This is a genomic window from Allomuricauda sp. F6463D, from assembly GCF_023015965.1.
Lineage (GTDB): Bacteria > Bacteroidota > Bacteroidia > Flavobacteriales > Flavobacteriaceae > Flagellimonas.
The window spans coordinates 152,423-171,118 of the sequence record NZ_JALKAN010000001.1; the positions used below are offsets into that span (position 1 = coordinate 152,423).

The 18,696-nt window shown below is 38.0% G+C and carries 15 protein-coding genes and 2 pseudogenes; 6 read left to right on the forward strand and 11 right to left on the reverse strand.

Going from position 1 to position 18,696, the window contains the following annotated elements:
* Positions 1-57: 57 nt before the first annotated feature.
* On the forward strand, positions 58-510 hold the full coding sequence (locus tag MWU56_RS00645) for an MgtC/SapB family protein (RefSeq protein WP_247041194.1): 453 nt from the start codon (positions 58-60) through the stop codon (positions 508-510).
* A 186-nt stretch (positions 511-696) separates the two neighbouring features.
* On the opposite strand, the gene MWU56_RS00650 is transcribed toward MWU56_RS00645, so the two are convergent.
* Both MWU56_RS00650 and MWU56_RS00655 read right to left on the reverse strand, forming a co-directional pair.
* Complete coding sequence (locus MWU56_RS00650; RefSeq protein ID WP_247041195.1) at positions 697-2,562, reverse strand: arylsulfatase; 1,866 nt, start codon at positions 2,560-2,562, stop codon at positions 697-699.
* Between the two features lie 442 nt (positions 2,563-3,004).
* Positions 3,005-4,783, reverse strand: a pseudogene (locus tag MWU56_RS00655) (alpha-L-fucosidase).
* A gap of 423 nt (positions 4,784-5,206) precedes the next feature.
* Here MWU56_RS00655 and MWU56_RS00660 point away from each other — a divergent pair.
* A complete protein-coding gene (locus MWU56_RS00660; protein WP_247041196.1) occupies positions 5,207-5,374 on the forward strand; it encodes a lmo0937 family membrane protein in 168 nt (55 codons plus the stop codon).
* A gap of 206 nt (positions 5,375-5,580) precedes the next feature.
* Here the strand turns inward: MWU56_RS00660 and MWU56_RS00665 are convergent, their stop codons facing one another.
* Together MWU56_RS00665 and MWU56_RS00670 are read right to left on the reverse strand one after the other, a co-directional pair.
* Entirely contained in the window at positions 5,581-6,024 is a 444-nt protein-coding gene (locus tag MWU56_RS00665; protein WP_247041197.1) for a hypothetical protein, read from the reverse strand.
* Positions 6,021-6,581, reverse strand: coding sequence for a hypothetical protein (locus MWU56_RS00670; RefSeq protein WP_247041199.1), 561 nt, complete (start codon positions 6,579-6,581; stop codon positions 6,021-6,023). The genes MWU56_RS00665 and MWU56_RS00670 overlap by 4 nt, the downstream gene beginning before the upstream one ends.
* Positions 6,582-7,141: 560 nt before the next feature.
* On the opposite strand from MWU56_RS00670, the gene MWU56_RS00675 reads away from it, so the two are divergent.
* Positions 7,142-7,477, forward strand: coding sequence for a hypothetical protein (locus MWU56_RS00675; RefSeq protein ID WP_247041201.1), 336 nt, complete (start codon positions 7,142-7,144; stop codon positions 7,475-7,477).
* A gap of 512 nt (positions 7,478-7,989) precedes the next feature.
* Here the strand turns inward: MWU56_RS00675 and MWU56_RS00680 are convergent.
* The 5 genes from MWU56_RS00680 to MWU56_RS00700 form a co-directional block, all read right to left on the reverse strand.
* A complete protein-coding gene (locus tag MWU56_RS00680; protein ID WP_247041203.1) occupies positions 7,990-9,150 on the reverse strand; it encodes a metal ABC transporter permease in 1,161 nt (386 codons plus the stop codon).
* Positions 9,143-10,258 (reverse strand): metal ABC transporter permease, encoded by a 1,116-nt coding sequence (locus MWU56_RS00685; protein WP_247041205.1) that lies wholly within the window; start codon positions 10,256-10,258, stop codon positions 9,143-9,145. The genes MWU56_RS00680 and MWU56_RS00685 overlap by 8 nt, the downstream gene beginning before the upstream one ends.
* A 2-nt stretch (positions 10,259-10,260) precedes the next feature.
* Entirely contained in the window at positions 10,261-11,001 is a 741-nt protein-coding gene (locus MWU56_RS00690) for a metal ABC transporter ATP-binding protein (protein WP_247041206.1), read from the reverse strand.
* An 83-nt stretch (positions 11,002-11,084) separates the two neighbouring features.
* The gene (locus MWU56_RS00695) at positions 11,085-11,999 is read right to left on the reverse strand and encodes a metal ABC transporter solute-binding protein, Zn/Mn family (protein ID WP_247041210.1); all 915 of its coding nucleotides are present in this window, start codon (positions 11,997-11,999) and stop codon (positions 11,085-11,087) included.
* Positions 12,000-12,067: 68 nt separating this feature from the next.
* A complete protein-coding gene (locus tag MWU56_RS00700) occupies positions 12,068-12,736 on the reverse strand; it encodes a metal-dependent transcriptional regulator (RefSeq protein WP_247041212.1) in 669 nt (222 codons plus the stop codon).
* A 94-nt stretch (positions 12,737-12,830) separates the two neighbouring features.
* On the opposite strand from MWU56_RS00700, the gene MWU56_RS00705 reads away from it, so the two are divergent.
* Positions 12,831-15,194: a TonB-dependent receptor gene (locus tag MWU56_RS00705; protein ID WP_247041214.1), complete on the forward strand. Its 2,364-nt coding sequence runs from the start codon at positions 12,831-12,833 to the stop codon at positions 15,192-15,194.
* A gap of 108 nt (positions 15,195-15,302) precedes the next feature.
* Positions 15,303-15,779: a thioredoxin family protein gene (locus MWU56_RS00710; RefSeq protein WP_247041216.1), complete on the forward strand. Its 477-nt coding sequence runs from the start codon at positions 15,303-15,305 to the stop codon at positions 15,777-15,779.
* Between the two features lie 95 nt (positions 15,780-15,874).
* Here MWU56_RS00710 and MWU56_RS00715 read toward each other — a convergent pair whose 3' ends face one another.
* Positions 15,875-16,480, reverse strand: a complete 606-nt coding sequence (locus tag MWU56_RS00715) for a DUF1989 domain-containing protein (RefSeq protein ID WP_247041218.1) — start codon at positions 16,478-16,480, stop codon at positions 15,875-15,877.
* A 108-nt stretch (positions 16,481-16,588) separates the two neighbouring features.
* Positions 16,589-17,284, reverse strand: a pseudogene (gene gntA, locus MWU56_RS00720) (guanitoxin biosynthesis heme-dependent pre-guanitoxin N-hydroxylase GntA); the annotation flags it as partial.
* A gap of 530 nt (positions 17,285-17,814) precedes the next feature.
* On the opposite strand from gntA, the gene MWU56_RS00725 reads away from it, so the two are divergent.
* On the forward strand, positions 17,815-18,660 hold the full coding sequence (locus MWU56_RS00725; protein WP_247041220.1) for an SDR family oxidoreductase: 846 nt from the start codon (positions 17,815-17,817) through the stop codon (positions 18,658-18,660).
* The last annotated feature ends 36 nt before the right edge of the window (positions 18,661-18,696 follow it).

Here is an 18,696-nt window from a genome sequence, read left to right on the forward strand (position 1 = left end):
AGTAAAAACTGCCCTCAATATTTATTGGGGGTTGTTTTTTACCAAATAGACTTTATTATGACAGAAATATTTACATGGGATATAGTAGAGGCCATGGATTTTGGCCTAAAAGTAGGCTTGGCCACAATAGCTGGACTCTTAATAGGACTGGAAAGAGAGTATAAGGGTAAGCACGCTGGACTTAAAACGAATACCTTGGTGGCCATTGGTGCTGCTGTTTTTGTTTTAATATCCATGAGGTTTTATGGAGAAGACTATGCTGATATAACCCGAGTGTTGAGTCAAGTTGTTACGGGAATAGGGTTTCTAGGAGCCGGGGTAATTCTCCAAAATGAAAAGAAAGAGCGCGTAAAAGGGCTCACCACTGCGGCAACTTTGTGGTGTAGTGCTGGCGCCGGTTGTTTAGCGGCAACATCAATGTTCGTAGAATTGGGTATAATTATCATTTTAGTTGTTATCATCAACATTGTTTTTGGTTATGTAGATAATAAGATAGGTGATAGTAAATAAGATGAGAAAAGCTAAAGTGGTTGTGGAAATGGGAAATCAGGGACCCGACTTCAGCATGCACTCACTGTTAATATTAATTTTCTCATCAGTTACTTTGATCTTCCCAAAATCCCTTGCCAACACTAGTTTCCTTTGTTGAAAAACCGGTATAAAACATGGGATAGCGCGCTAAAACCGCCATCCTACTTATTCCGAAATATTAATCTGCTTTTTTTGTGGTGGAACCCGTCCATAGGATGGGTCATATACTGGGATACCCATACCTTCGGGTGTTTGCCAACCGGGTTTGGGCTTATGTGTCACATAAGCATAATAGGGGGTGGCTGTAAGGTCCGGTCCAATAAACATGGGAGAAAGTTTGGTTACTCCCTTTTTTAAGTCAACCTTAAATGTAACTTCTTTGGCGCCTTCAGGAATATCAACTGTTTTATCAAAGTCTCCAATACGCATAAGGGCCTTTTTATAGTTGAAAGCTTTCCCGTAGGTACCATCATTGATGCCTTTATCCGCTTCCACGGGCCAACGCCTTAAAGAGATTTCATATGTGCCCTCATATTCCACCTCTATTGCCCAAAAAGATTCTTCTGCTACCTCACCATTTATAATATGTCCTTGGTTCCATGGTGGAAGCCTATCAATCAACCAATCGTGCGAAGAAAGCGAGACAATGGGTGAACGGTCAGAACCGATGACCATATAACTGGTAAGGTCATGTTCCCTTGAAACATCGTCCCAAAATTTGTTGTATTCACCACGTAATTGTTCAAACACTTCGGGATTCTCCTCAGCGATGTCTATGGACTGTTTAGGGTCCTTGTCCAGTTGGAACAGCTCCTCGCCGTTGACCAAACGCCAGCGATCGTACATCACAACACTTTTACGCCATTTAATCGGGTCAACTACCCGTTGGGATTCTACCACCAAAGACCGCTTAGGCCATTCTGAAGCCTCCGAATAGAGAAGTTCTCGAATACTGGAACCATCATACTCGGTTTCAGGCGCTTTCAGTCCACATAGGTCTACAAGCGTTGGTAGAATGTCAATATGGGCGGTTAGGTCCTCTATAGACTTGCCTTCTTCTATATTACCATCTGGCCAACGAATGATGAATGGAACACGGTGACCTCCTTCATATTCCGAATTTTTCTTTCCTCTCATTCCAGCATCATAACCACGCCCGTCAATGATACCACTAGCCGTCCCATTATCCGTCATGAACACCAAAATTGTATTGTCGGCGACACCTTCGGTTTCCAACATTTCCATTAGTCGTGCTAGGTTATCATCAATATTTGTTATCATCCCATAAAATTCTGGAGAGGATACTCTTGGGTCATCTTTATAGGGTGTTACGTATTCTTCGGGACAATACAACGGTATATGTGGTGCATTTAAAGATATGTAAGCAAAAAAGGGCTTGTCTTTATTGTCTTTGATGAAATTCATCCCTTCATTGAACCAAACATCCGTGCAAAAACCTTCAAAACGTTGGTGCTTTCCATTCACAATGTACGTGTCATCAAAATAATCATTCCCCCAATAGTCGGGAGCTTGACCTACTCCTCCTGCTTTATGATATACGGTATGTTGAAATCCGCGGTCTTCGGGGCGGTAGGGGTAACAGTCCCCTAGATGCCATTTGCCAAATAGACCGGTAGCATAACCATTGGCCCCAAATACATCGGCCATAGTAGTTTCTCTTTTCCGCAACATATTGCGTCCTTGTACAGTGTGCCATACCCCGACACGATCAGAGTAACGTCCTGTCATCAAGGCTGCACGAGTAGGGGCACATGTAGGATCAACATGAAAATTGTTCAATAAGGTTCCTTCCTTACTCAGTTGGTCTATTGTGGGAGTGTTGATAGCAGGGTTTCCGGTAAAGCCAAAATCTCCATAACCTTGATCATCGGTAACCACAATTACCACATTTGGTGATTTTTTCAGTGGTTCCGAATCATGTGTTTCTTTTTTTTGATGTCCACCCCCACAACTAAGCAATAATAATGTGAAGGCCGTAAAAACAATTCGTAGACTGTATTTATTCATCATTCTGCTATAATATTTAAGCTATATTGACTACCATTCTAGTGTTGCAGGTACTTGATATTGAACAATTGCCAACGAAATTGGATAATGCCTCTAATATAAGGGTTGTATCTCTATAATTTTAATTGAAATCATACCATATTTATCCCCAACGTTCTTAATCATTTTATTCTCTCCAATTTATTTAACGTACCACCCTTCACAATCTTTATTTCCTTTAACAACGATAAATTTGAAAGGATGCTTACGGGTTCACTGTCAACCGCAGTACTTTTGGGGGATATGTAGAATTTCAACATGTTTTAATTGCGATGGTTCACCCTTCGGGTTAATCGAATGTTCCCGTGCATTTTGGATTCATCTTCGAACTACCATATTTTGTAATTACCCTATCGGACAATTTTGCCCATATATTAGATTTTTTTGATAATTAAAGTAATTTTTTTTAATCGACAGTTGCTCTAGGAGTAAACCGTATTGCATTTAAACTAATTTTATCATTGTGACCATTTAGTAACGAAACTGTTACGGTATGCTTTCCCGCCTTCTCGAATTTCATCACCCCCATTTGATGATAACTATAAATACTCGAAGAATTCTGCTGGTTCTGAACCATAGATCCTTCATCGGATAAAATACTCCAGACCAAACGCCCTTCTCCGGCATAATTAAGTTCAGTTTGGTACGTGCCAGGTTTTAAGACATCTATCTCCCAAACTACTTTACTGGAAGCTCCCCAGTTATTAACTTGATTAATATGCTTCCATTCTCCAAATTTTTCCATCCACCTTTTTTCAGCAATGGTACATTCAGAAACATTCGCAAAGTCTACTGTAATTTCAGTGGAGTAAATAGGGTCTATACTGTAGATATCTTCGACTTGTGGAAGCCCTTCTATTTCTAACTCAATAACTGATATTAGTTTTTCTGGGCGTTTAGCTGGAAGCATAATGCTTACCCAGTCACGCGTTCTACAGATTTCCAATTCTTGACGATTCCCATTAACCCAAAGGACGGCCGATGTAACCGAATTTTTTAAATTAGGCAGCCACAAAACACCATCCAACGGCCAGTTAAATACAGTAAGATTTAATTTACCGTTGGTGCTTACTGTAACATCTCCCCAAGGTAATGCGTGCCGCCATGGAGATGCTTCTGCGCCATAAAGTACTTGTGGATATTTGGCGATCCAATTCCCCGAAGTAACTAAGGAGTTTTGTGCTTCCGGGGGAATCGAACCATCTGGTTTTGGTCCAATATTTAACATATAGGTTCCACCACGGGCTACAGTTTCTATAAGGTTTGTAAGAATGCGTTTGGGGCTTTTCCAATTTTCGTCATACCACGCATAGCCCCAGGAATCATTGGTTACGTCGACTGTTTACCATAGGCCGGATAGGTTTTTGACAGGTATATTCATATCCCCCAATGACTGATAGTCTCCCAAACCATGTCCAACCCTGCCCGAAATCATGGCATTAGGTTGGTGCTTTCGCACCACATCAATAAGTTTTTCTACGTATTGTTTTTCCATATCCCCAGGAGTATCGAACCAAACAAGATCAATATCTCCGTATTTTGTTACAATCTCCTTTACCTGAGGCAAACATTTGTTTTTAAAATAAAAATCGAATCCTACTTCTTTTCCTTTTTCATTGATTGTTGGTCCGCCATTCCCACCAGGAAAGCTCCAATCTTGATTATGAGAATAGTAAAACCCAAACCCAAGGCCAAACTCTTTGCAAGCTTGTGCCAATTCCTTCATAGGGTCCTTGGCATAAGGGGTAGCATCTACAATATTAAAATCGTTGACCTTAGAATCGTACATAGCAAAACCATCGTGGTGTTTACTGGTAATGACAATGTATTTCATCCCGGCATCCTTGGCAAGTTTAGCAACTTCCCTGGCATCAAATTCTATTGGATTGAATAATTTGGATTGTTCCATATATTCGCCAACTGGAATTCCCGCTCTTCTAGGGTGCATTATCCATTCACTAATCCCATAATAGGTACTATCCTTCCATTTATTAGCAATATTTGAATAGAGACCCCAATGCACAAACATAGCATAGTTCCCGTTGGAGAATAAGTCTGCTCTTTCTTTTGGGGCATCCATTTGTTGCACTTTTTGTTCACCCCACATATCATCCATTTCACTGTCTTGAGCCATTAAAAGGCCATTGTGGAACAATAATGCCGTTACCAATAGTTTAATTCGCATTTTCTTTTTTTATAAATTAGATTAAATCATAGCAAAAAGTAATGTACTTATAATCATAAAACCATTTTCTTATAGGTCATTATTTTTGAATGAATAGCATGTCTTAAATGTTGCTGTACATTCTAATTGATTTGTATTCTGAAAGGGCAATGTTTCATATAAATAGGTCAAAATTAAAAATAGCTCTGTGAACATCTACTTTCTTTTATCATTCTAATGCTTGTTTTCAAACATACTTTACAATAGAAATAACCCTATTTTTTTTTACAAATATTAAACCATTGATTATAATGGCCTAATTTTTATGTTGACTGCAACATAAAAGTATACACCTGTTGTCTATTGAGTTAATAATAGAATCTATTGACTTAATATTCTGTTGTGATGATATATAGCTTTACTCAAAACATAAAACTTTAAGTTATGAGAAGCTTATTATGGTTAGTGGCAGTAATCTGTATATTAATATGGGTTTTGGGCTTTTTTGGTTTTGTAGCCGGAATAGGTACAAGTAGTCTTATTCATATTCTATTAGTTATTGCCGTTATCGCGATTCTATATAATATAATTTCTGGGCGTAGACCTCTATAAAATAAATTAACTCCTGTTTTTCTGACTCGAATTGGGATAGTTTCAGTACTATGGCCTTTTTTATTTAATGTTAATCTTTACAGGAGAGTTCGGTTGTATATAACTGTCCCGCTCTTTATGCAAACGGTTTTGAATTATTAAACCTATTGACTCTAAGTAATTGTCTTACTTCAGATAATATTACAGATTTTATAAAAGTGAAGGGACTATTTCTTTCGGTTAAATGAGAGTTTTTTTAGTGTCGACCATCGATTTGTTAGCGTGGCTCTTTTTGATATTGCCGTACGTAATACCATACTGGCCAGTAAAGCGGTGAATGCAAGAGCACCGAGTGCGCCACCATACCCTTTAAAAATGTAATTGGTTTTAATATAGATAATAGCGAAGATACCTCCTGAAATAGCCAATAGTGCATAACTTTTTACGGCTTTAGAGGATACCATGCCTATGAAAGATGTGCCCACAAATACGATGGGAATATGTTCTGTTAAATAAGCGTTGAACACATCTGGTGACCAATAAAAAAACAATCCCACAAGTAAAGACGGTAAGGCAGATGCTTTTACAGCACCTAGCTTCATCCGTTCACTTATAAAAAAAGTAAGTGTAGCTCCTATAATGCCAACAAACAGAAGAATATAACTGTTCATGCCGATAACCAATAAATGAATGTAGCAATAGTAACCCCTGCAAATGCCATTGTGCCTAGTTTACCTCCAATACCTAGAAATAGATTTTTAGATGTCATAAAAAAAAGTCCAGCCAATAATCCGGCAGCGATTACAAAATCAATGGACGGTGTGGTTTCTACACTTGACATGCCAACAAAAGCACCACAGTAAATACTTGCTGGCAATTGTTTTAAATAATTCGACTTTTTATTTATATATGGTACGAATGAAGCTGAAGTGCCAACGATGCCCATGGATAAAATGCCACCTAAACCACCTTGGATGTTTATGAGATAACACAATACAGCTCCGATAGGCACCCAGATTGCGATTGTAATTTTTTCGTAACCATATTCTTCATGGTGTAGGTTCAAATACCGGTGGCCATACAAAATAGTTAGTAAAATAAAAATTACACCAACAATTATAGAAAAGTTTGTAGCGTAATGCTCCTTTACGATCATGGTCAAGAATGTAAGTTGCATAAATAAAACAGTGGTGACCATTAAGGTTCTAATTACCTTGTGTTTTCGCATTGGGAAATGATGGTTCTGATTTTAGTTTTTGCTTGCAAACTCGGAGTATAGAGCTACAAAGTTCCAAGAAATTTTTTAGAAGAACTGAATGCTAGATTGAATTTTATAGCTTTTCATGACTTTGTTATTTTTTTGGGTCCGATACTACGATATTTATAATTATATACCTTTTCCAATACATGTATTTTAAAAAAATGGTCACAAGAAATTAACCAATTTATATTAGGTCGGTATACGATTAATAAAACTGCTTTTTGTTAATAGTAAAGGCTTATCTAATTTTAGAGTGAGCTTGAGGTACTGCCATGTCATTTGATTTACAATAAAATCTGTTTTATAATAATTTGATATTAAACAAAGCCTTTTATAAATTAAATGGAGGGAATTAAGACAGTAAGTCAAAGGGTGTAAAATAATATAAAAGGATGTTGGTAAAGATCATTGATGACATACATATGATTTTGACTACATTTCCATTCCATTCCACTATTTAAACATATTTAAAGACGTAGATAATGCATCACAAAAAACAATCACTCATACTAATTTTACTCTTGCTATTGAGTTCGTGCAACTTATTTAAAGAGAATAGCATTGAGTTTAGTATTGAGAACCAATCAGATGTTATAATTGAATCGATAACGTTCACTACTTCCGAAAGACGAGCGGAGAAGACGTTTGATTCCTTGCAACCTAAGAAGAGTGTCTTCGGTATTTTATTGATGGACCAAAATAAAATGGATGGAAGCTATGTGCTGGAATTTACCCGCGTCAATGGAAAGAAAGAAACACACAACGTCGGTTATTACACTAATGGAGCGCCAATTAACAGATGGGTGAGTTTTAAAATTCAGAATGATACCTTACTTCATTTATTCAGTGGGACTGGACTTTAAGATAACATAGGCCAACAATACCATGGGTAAAAAATTAATGTGGGTTCTAAATTAAAATCATTGTACGGAATGGAAACTTTATCAATTCCATTGGTAAAATGAAGTTTTTGCAGAAGTGAAGCGGTTTAATAGCAACTGGTGAACGGGAGCTTTTGTGTGATGTGCTAGACGATATCGCTACAAAAGGTAAATATAAATGTATGCAAGTTTGAAGACAGAGTAGGCTGTGAACGGCGCACTAAGTATCAGCAATAGAAATATTAAAAGAAAACATAGTTAAAATTTGAAATGAGATAATTAAAGGTCTTTCCGTACATCTAAAAAGATGATCCAAAGAATAAGAGCCACCATTCCCTTTTTGGTTGTAATTGCGCTGTTTTATTTAAGCTGATTAGCCGATATATTGTTATATATAAAACAGATCAAATATTTGTAGATGCTATTTTGCATCAAGGAAAGAAGGAAACAGTGTAGTTAGTTTTTTCGCTATTTTGGAAATTCTACTGTATATCTTATCCTCTAAACAAGAAAAAACGATTCTTTAATTCCTCAATGGCAGTGACTTTGTTCGTGGTGATATACTTTAATGCTTCGTCCGTAAACTCTTGTCCTTTATCCGTTAGTGAAACGATATTTTCAGAAATTTTGACCAGGTTGTTTTTAGACGCAAGTTCCAGTACCGTTTTAGCTTGTACTTTATGCCAATTGATATGTTCCCTAAGGTGGTTAACGTGTCGTTCTTTTTCCTCCGTATGGTTTTGCAGGTGCAATAAAAATACCAAAAGGGAAACCTCAATCCGTTGTTGACGTTCCTTAAAAAAATTGGAAAGCACTCCTTGCTTGGGTGCGAATAGATATACAAGTAGAAACACTAACCCCAATACAGTGGTCATGGAACCGGCAATGGATGCATCTAAAAAATTTGCTATCCAATACCCTAGAATAGCTGAAAGCACACCAAAAATACAGCTTAAAACCAGCATTCTTTTTAAGTCATCCGTTAAGAGGTACGCGGTGGCCGCTGGAGCAATAATCAATGCTACAACCAAAACCGCTCCAACCGCATCGAAAGCACCTACAATGGTGATTGAAGAAACGGTCATCAGCCCGTAATGCAGAATGATAGGAGAAAAACCCAAAGTAGTCGCCAACCCTTTATCAAAAGTGCTTAGCTTCAGCTCTTTAAAAAATAGAAATAATAATATCAAACTGATAAGTAAAATGCAACTGATTACCCAAAGTGACTTCGGGCCAAAATCCGTTCCGCCGATCAACAGTCGGTCAAAGGGAGCGAAGGCCAGTTCACCCAACAACACGGCATCAATATCCAAATGTACGTCATTGGCGTTTTTTGCAATTAGAATGACCCCTATACTAAACAATGCAGGAAACACGAGTCCTATTGCAGTATCTTCTTTTACCAGTCCTGTTTTTTGAATAAATTCCACCAGAACTACGGTAATGACCCCAGTTATGGCGGCCAACACAATCAAAATTGGTGAATTAAGATCATGGGTTATAAAAAAGCCCAAAACAATACCGGGTAGAATAGCGTGACTTATGGCATCACTGATCATTGCCATTTTTCGGAGTACCAGAAAAGTACCTGGCAAGGCGCAGGCAATTGCTACCAATGCTGCAATAAGCTGTATTTCTATTTGTGCGCTAGTCATTTTTGTTGCCTAATTGATTGTATATGGATTCTGCTTCATTGAAACCTTCTTGGGTCATGGACCATTGGTTACCTTCTATGCGAACGAATCTTTCATCTTCCAATTTATTCAATGTTTTACGGGTATATCCCTGAAAATTATTAAGAATACGAATCGCATGTGGACGTGAAATATTATCGTGCTCTTTAACAATATGATACATGAATGTCAAGGTTTTTTTCAGGTGTAGCTCCCTTCGGTTCCTACGAAACCGTATTTCCCTAAATAGCAATCCACGTTCTGGGGAAAAAATAAAAGAAACGATAACAAAAGCCGCCGCGACCAAAACAATAACAGGGCCTGTAGATAGATTATCTTGACTTGCGCTTATAGCTGTACCAAAAACGCCGGAAAAAGCTCCGAATATAGACGCCAATACTATCATTACACCAAGGCTATTGGTCCATTGTCTAGCTGCTGCTGCGGGGGCCAATAGCATGGCGCTCATTAGCACTACACCAACTGTTTGTAGACCCAATACGATAGCTAACACGATAAATGTAGTGATAAGAATGTCCAAAAAACGAGTGTTAAAACCCAAAGTCTTAGTATAATCAGGATCAAAGAGCAAAAGCTTCAGTTCTTTCCAAAATAGTAATAATACCAGCAAACTGATTCCAGTAACTATAGCCATGACCCACACATCTTCTTCCATCAAAGTGGCAGCCTGTCCAAAAAGGTATTTATCCAACCCAGCTTGATTGGCATTGGGCATTTTTTGAATAAATGTGAGCAATAACATCCCAAAACCAAAAAACAATGAAAGTATGAGTCCTAGAGCTGTATCACTCTTTAACCGAGTACGTTTTACAATACCTTTTATCCAAAAAGTGCCCACCAGTCCACTAATGAGTGCACCTATCAAAATAAAGTTAGCATCCTTAACACCCGTAATTAAAAATGCCAGTGCAATACCGGGAAGTGCAGCATGCGAAATGGCATCGCCCAATAAACTTTGTTTTCGTAATACGGCAAAACTACCCAGCATTCCGCAGATGGCCCCCAAAATGGAAGTGCCGAGCGTAATGTTGCGAAGGGTGTAGTCTGTAAAGAATTCCGAAAGCCCCATAATTATTTATTTACCGCCACTTTATAATTGATGCCATATGTTTTTGTGAGGTTATCATCATTGAAAATATCCTTTACCGGTCCTGAGGCAATGCCCTTTACATTTAGAAACGTTACCCAATCAAAATATTCTGGTACAGTTTGCAGGTCATGATGCACTACAATTAAGGTCTTACCGGCCTGTCGCAGTTCTTTTAATATGTTGATAATAGCTTTTTCGGTAGTAGCGTCTACCCCCTGAAAAGGTTCGTCCATAAGATAGATGGATGCACTTTGAACCAAGGCACGGGCGAGAAATATCCGTTGTTGTTGTCCTCCACTCAACTGACTTATCTGTCGGGACTTGAATTCAAGCATGCCAACTTTTTCCAAGGCTTCCAATGCCGCTTTTTTCTCTTTTTGCCCTGGACGTTTAATCCAACCCAAGCTACCGTAAGTACCCATCATGACCACATCTAGGGCAGTCGTGGGAAAATCCCAATCCACACTTCCTTTTTGTGGTACATATGCTACCTTGTCAACCTGTTTTTTATAGGGTTCCCCAAAAACTTGAACACTTCCGGCAATTGGTTCTATAATTCCTAAAATAGCTTTGATCAAAGTAGATTTTCCTGCTCCGTTAGGCCCCACAATGGCCATTAGTACTCCGTCTGGAATAACTAAATCAATATCCCAAAGCACCGGTTTATAATCATAAGCAACGGTAAGGTCATCAATCTGTATTGCGGGATGTTTCTTGGTCATTTACTGTTATTTATCAATTTATATTGATTTTGTAGTTTAAATAGAGTAGTACATAAAAATTTGTACTACGTTTTTTTCGGCTATTATCTCAAGGCCTCTACAATGGTATTTACATTATACTTAAACATGCCAATATAAGTTCCCTCCTCTGTTCCAGGGTTACCCAGTGCATCCGAGTAAAGTGTTCCACCGATTTCGACTTCAAAACCTTTGGATAAAACGGCTTGTTGCAGTGCTTTAATTGTACGCTCCGGTACACTGGACTCCACAAAAATCGCTTTTACCTTTTTATCTATAATCAGTTTAGCCAGCTTCTGTACATCTTGCACACCTGCCTCTGTAGCCGTACTAAGGCCCTGAAGACCTACCACTTCAAAACCATATGCTTCGCCAAAATAATTAAAGGCATCATGTGCGGTTACTAAAACACGTTTTTCTTCTGGTAAGGTAGCTATGGTTGTAAGGATATTATTTTCTAAAACCTCCAGTTTTTTCAGATAGGCAATTTTATTAGCCTCAAAAAAATCAGCATTCTTAGCGTCTAGTTTACTCAATTCTTGGGTAAGATAATGGGTCATTTGTTTCCAATAGGTAATATTGAACCATATATGTGGGTCATAATTAGAAGCAAAATAATCGGAACCAATTAATTTTGATTTGTCTAGGGTTTCTGCCAATGCCACTGTATTGGTGCTATGTCCCATTTTTTCAAAAACGTCTACCAATTTTCCTTCAAGATGCAAACCGCTATAAAATACAACATCTGCATTGGCCAATTTGGAGACATCTCCTTCGCTTGCTTTGTATAGGTGAGGATCCACACCACTGCCCATAAGACCTTGTACGTTTACTGAATCTCCAGCAATATTGCTGACCAAATCGGTAATCATCGTTGTTGTAGTGACGATATTAAGCTGCTTATCTTTATTTTCTGTTTCACCATTTTTACAACTCGCCAAGAGTATTATGAATAAAAGAACAGGTATGGTTTGTTTCATGCTTAGTACTTGATATAATTTTTATTAAAGAATTAAACGTTGGTTGCGATGGCTACTGGTGCAATTCTTTACACCTCAACTGTTATATGCTCAACGTAAATATTATCTGATGCTGTTTTGGATAAAGGAACTTCTCTTTTATCGATTAATACGGTCATGCTTTCATCAAAGGACTCAATGTGTATCACCTCAATTTGTGTGTCCAGACCAATTTCCTGTTTATCCAAAAACTTTAGGAAGGAGGAGGAATTATCATTGAAACCTTTGCATATGGCATGGTCGCCTGTTTTAAGTTGTGACAGTCTTTTTTTCGGTGATTTAGGAAGGTTACCGTTTGCATCGGGTATAGGATCGCCATGAGGGTCATATTCAGGTCGTCCTAAAAATATGTCAAGTTCTTCGACCAATTTAGGTGATTTAATATGCTCCAATTGTTCGGCCACTTCGTGAACCTCGTCCCAGTTAAAATTTAAACGTTCCACTAAAAAAAATTCCCATAATCGATGTTTTCTAACTATGAGCAAGGCATGTTTTCGACCCATATCCGTTAGTTGTACCCCGTAATATTTTTGATAATCCACCAGTTTTTTATCGGCCAACCTTTTAATCATTTCGGTAACGGATGCCGCTTTGGTTTCTAATTTTTCGGCAAGCCTACTGGTAGATATACCGCCCTCCACTTCTTGTTGAATATGAAAGATGGCTTTTAAATAATTTTCTTCAGATTGTGTGAGCATAATTTTTTAAAAAAAGTAAAGATACATTTTATCTTTTAATAATATATAATTAGGTTTGCCTAAAAATATAATTACATACAACTAATCTAAAAAAATGAACACTAAAAAATTATTTTTAATTCTAATGATTTGTCAGTTTATGACTGCATTTTCACAAAGTGGGAAATCTACTATTTCCGGGAGAATTATGTCGGGGGATAAAGCGGTTTCTTTTGCATCAGTTTTTGTTGCAAACGGTACTGATGGAACAACTACAGATGCACGTGGATATTATGAGTTAAGTGTAGCTCCTAGCACTCATACCATACAAGTGAGTTCCCAAGGTTTTAGAAGTACTTCTAAGGAAGTCACTGTTACGGATGGCCAAACGATTACCTTGGACTTTAACCTCGTGGAAGATGCTCTTGGATTGGAAGAAGTGGTTATAAGCGCTACAAGAAATAGGGTGGAACGTAGAAATGCTCCTGTAGTAGTTTCTACCTTAAAGTCAGCACTATTAAATGCAACAGAATCTGTAACGCTTGCAAATGGGCTTAACTATGTGCCGGGAGTGCGGGTGGAAACAAACTGCCAAAACTGTGGATTTACCCAAGTACGTTTAAACGGTCTTGAAGGAGGTTACACCCAAATTTTGTTGAATAGCAGGCCTGTATTTTCATCGTTGTTAGGGGTGTATGGTTTGGAACAGATCCCTGCGAATATTATAGAGCGTGTTGAAGTGGTTCGTAGTGGTGGTTCTGCGCTATATGGATCAAATGCGATAGCGGGTACAGTGAATGTAATTACCAAAGATCCTGTTTTAAACACTTGGGAAATTGGGACCGATATGCAATTGGTGAATGGTGAAGCGGCCGACCGAATCCTCACTTTCAATACTTCTGTAGTCGCAGATGATTTAAATAGTGGTGTTACCCTATTTGGCACCTATAGAAACCGTGAGGCATGGGACGCCAATGATGATGGTTTTACTGAATTAGTGGAACTACGAAACAACACCGTTGGGGCAAAGGCCTTTGTAAAACCTAACGATCGTAGTAGATTATCCGTAAACTTAAATGCAATACAAGAATACCGTCGTGGTGGTAATAAATTGGACCTTTCTCCACAATTTACTGATATAACGGAAGAATTGGAACACGACACTTTTTTGGGAGGTGCAGATTATGAGATATCGAGTAAAGACAATACCAACCAATTTCAAGTGTATACCTCTGCAACCTACACCAATAGGGGTAGCTACTACGGAGGTCTTGGAGGTGAAACCACACGTCAAGATAGTATTTTGGCCAATAATGCTTTTGGTGAAACCAAGGATTTGGCTTGGGTAAATGGTGTGCAGTACACAAAAGCCTTTAAGAACAACGATGTACTTACTGTTGGAACGGAATATAACCATACTGAAACAGAAGATGAAATTCCCGGATATGATCGTTTGATTGATCAAAGGGTAAACTCCTTGGGTGGTTATGCGCAATATGAATGGAAACCTACAGAGAAATTCACCGCGCTGATCGGTGGTCGTTTGGATAATGTTAGTGTTGATGGTGACTATTCCATTGGTGGTATCGATAGGTCTGTGGATATTAACCAAACTGCTTTTTCGCCACGATTAACCATTTCCTATCAATTATCAGAGGATTTGAGATTTAGGGGAGGTTATGCAAGAGGATTTCGTGCACCACAGGCCTTCAACGAAGACCTTCATATCGCCAGTGTTGGAGGTGAACCGCTGTTCGTTATTCTTTCTGATGATTTGAATACGGAGTATTCCAATGCATATACCGGTTCATTTAACTATTCAAAAAGTATTGGACTGTTACAAATGGACTTTCTTGTAGAAGGATTTTACACAACATTGGAAGATCCATTTACCTTGGTAAGTACAGGTGCGGTTTTGGGTAATGGTTCTATTCTTGAAGAGGTTAGAAATGGTGAAGGTGCAAAAGTGTATGGTACCAATTTTGAATTTGGACTTTCCCCTAATCCACAATGGCAATTTCAAGTAGGTGGTACACTTCAAAAAGCTAAATATGATGAATCGCAAGTTTTGTTCGAATCAGACGGTACCCCCGGCGAATCGGACATTATTGTAGATGAATTCGTAAGAAACCCTAACTTTTATGGTTTTTTAAACACAGCTTGGATTCCTGGTGAGGTTTTTAGTGTTGATCTTACAGGAACCTATACGGGCAGCATGACGGTGCCAAGAGTTATTAGTGACACAGGGTTTTTAGAATTGAACGATGTAGATTCTTTTTTGGATTTGAACATAAAATTATCGGCTCACGTACATTTTAGCGAGAATTTTATGGCGACTTTTTCTGGAGGTGTTAAGAATATGTTCAATAGTTACCAAGATGATTTTGATAGTGGACCAGGTAGAGATTCGGTCTACGTATATGGGCCTGGCTTACCTAGAACGTTTTTCTTTGGTATTACCTTTGGTAAGTTTCATTAAAATATAAGTTTGAGTTTATAGTTAGTAAAGAGCCGTCCAAAACCCTCATACTGGAATCGGTAGTTCAAAAGCAAAGGGAAGGGGCGGCTCTTAATTTAAAAAAGGTATATGAAAGGTATAAAATTTTTATCCCTAGTTATCCTAATTACAACTTCAATAGGGCTTTCCGCGCAAACCACTCGGATAGAATGGTTGAGCTTTGAACAATTGGAAGATTCATTGGCCAAAAAGCCAAAAAAGGTATTTGTTTCTTTTTATACAGATTGGTGTGTTTACTGTAAAAAAATGGAAAAAGTAGCTTATAAAGATCCGGAAATCATAGCTCAATTGAATTCGGAATATTATGCCGTAAAAATGGATGCCGAAACTACCGAAACGATTGTTTTCGATGGACAAAAGTTTGAGAATAAAGAATATGGTAAAAAACGGAATGCCGTTCATGAGATTCCCTTGTTACTGGCTTCTAGAGAAGGGAGGCCTTTTTCCCTTCCCGCAATAGTCCTGCTGGATGAATCTTTTCGTGTAACGCAGCGCCATTTCGAATACCTTTCCCCAAAAAAGATGCTAAAACTATTGAAATATTAAGCTTGTAGATGATATTCTCAATCAATGTATAGCTTGTGTGCCTTTCAATTACGAAAGGACATTTTTTCTTTTGGCCAGCTTAGCTTTTATTGAATTTATCCCTGTTTAGGGTGTTGTGACCCCTGGAATATTTGATAATCAATGGGTTTAAATGTACCATTGTTACTGTCTTCCGCGGAACAGGCGGTAAGGCCTACGATTAAATCCATTTTGGCCTCAAATAAAATATGGTCACCAGCTTTGCTCAGTGGTGCTTTTACTCTAAGTTTCCCATTTGGGTATACTTCCACGTTCATGAATATGTTGAACGCAGTTGGAATGTCATCGGGCAGTAAACCAAAATGTTTTAGACTTGAATAAAGGTTCTCAAAACAACTGGGATGATATGCTGGATTATCGTACATAATTTTAAAGGTTTCTGGACTGCACGGAGCCAATAGAAAATCGTTTCTTCCATTGGTATCCTCTACTATACTCATCATTTTATTACTTCTGTTGCTCCATAGTGTATTGCCAGTAGTAAGTAAAATGCTTTCTTCAAAGTCAAACGTTTTACCAGAGCTTATACTTTCACGCTTATCCTGCGCATTGAAAAGAACCATATCACTGACCTGTTCTCCTAGAGGATCTATAATCTTGAGGTTATCGCCTTTTTTTAATAAAAATGCAGTACCGGATTGTTTTGGAATTCTAATGGCCATTTTCTTAAGTATCAAGGAAAATTTATAATAAAATTATAATGGAGTTCCCTTCCTCAGTCTTTAATAGGATGGGAAATAATCGAATTTGCTATCTGATTTGTAAACCCATTAAATGTGGGGTTCTTTCTTCAGTTTACGGCTGTGGGAAAATGGACATTTCCATTCCTTTCCCACTTTTTTCCCACTGTATTGTTTGCATTCGGATTCTGTTCCAAAATCCTTCAACATTGGGTTAATACTATTTTGAAGCTTTTTATCCCTTTCACGTATTGCATCTCGTATTCTTTGATAAGCACCCATTCTGCGCAGTTGCTCAAATTGCCAATGTAAATTAAATACGAGCGTTGGAAAAGGAGCTTGCCGCGCCTTGCGTGAACTTTCTGGATGTAAACCAACAATATAAAAGGCTTTTCCACCTATGCTAAAGCTAAATTTATCGCTTTCTGGATTACTGCTTACAGAAGGGTCCCAATCAAAAGTGTCAATATCGTGAATCGATTGTAACTGTTGCCATAGCAGTTGTTCAAATTCCTTTTCAGTAGGTATGCTTTCCAAAGGAAAAGTGGCAATATATGTTTGGAAATTGTTAGTCTCGAAATCATAATCTTCCAAAAACTCCATAATATCATCAAACATAAATTGTGCCGTACGCTTCGTACCAAAATTTTCATATGCATTAAGAGTTACCTCATCTTTTTTAAAAATATTCTGAGCCATTAGGCAGGGATGTTCTCCATGTATCACAAAATCCTCGAATGCGCTCCTAACGGTAGTATGTTTCTTTTCTTTACGTTTCATCTCTTTGTTTTTACTTGTTTTTGAATCATGTGAACTGTTCGTTCGTACACGATATCACGATGTCCATAAGTTGTATCTACGTGGATTCAAATTCTTGGTCTTAATGAATAGACCGCTCTGTTTAGAATTTTAATTCAAGGTAAGGTCAGATTCTCTTTAACGGTGATACGAATGAAACAAAGATTAACCCAATACAGTTTTGTTAACACCGATTGTCAAATTGATTGGGCATCACTTATTTATAACATTCTGATAGTTGTAGAATTAGCTTACACTTCACTATGTGAACTAGCAATATTGGCGTATTAATGGTTTTGACTCACGAAAGACCTCGGGATTTTTAGCAAAAAAATGGTTTCAAAGTCTTCCCTACTTAGCCTGACTAATACTGCCAATGGTTCTTGACATTTTTTGAATTAATAATTTGTTGGTTTCAGCTATCCTATAGCGTAGTGTTGACTTAAGTTTTAGAAACAGGATAGGAAATCCTGACACTGAATTTATAAAGATCAATTGTTTAATCTAAAAATATAATTATGACTCCTAAAACAGAAGTTCAAAAACAACAACCTGGGAATCAACACCAAATGGAACAACAACCTGTAACAATCCATGAAGGGTATAAGGGAAGCGGCAAATTACAGGATAAGGTCGCACTAATAACCGGTGGAGATAGTGGTATTGGTAGAAGTGTAGCATTGCACTATGCAAGGGAAGGAGCCAATGTTGCCATAGTCTATTACAATGAAGAAATGGATGCTGAAAAAACAAAGGAAATGATCCAGGAAGAACAAAGGAAATGTTTTTTGATACAAGGCGATATTAAAGATCAACACTTTTGCAAGGAAGCTGTTGAACAAACGGTGGAACATTTTGGATTGTTAAATGTTTTGGTAAATAATGCAGCGATGCAGTTTCCTGAAGAAAGTATTGAAGATATAGGTTTTAACCAGCTTAAAACTACATTCGAAACCAATGTATTTTCATTTTTTTATTTCACCCAATCAGCACTGAAATACTTGGAAGAAGGGGATGCCATTATAAATACGGCCTCCATAACAGCGTATAGGGGCAAAGCCACCCTAATCGATTATGCGAGTACCAAAGGGGCGATTGTGTCATTTACCCGAAGTCTCTCCACCAATCTTTCGAATCAGGGAATCAGGGTGAACGCTGTGGCACCAGGACCAATTTGGACTCCTTTGATTCCGGCAAGTTTTGATGAGAAAAACGTTAAGGAATTTGGTGAAAATGTTCCATTGGGAAGAATGGGACAGCCTGCTGAGGTGGGCCCAGCCTATGTTTTCCTTGCAAGTGAAGATAGTAGTTACATGACCGGCCAGGTAATGCACATTAATGGCGGCGAAATTATTGGAGGGTAAAGCTACCCAAGTTTAACACGCCGTTTTTTTCGAAAT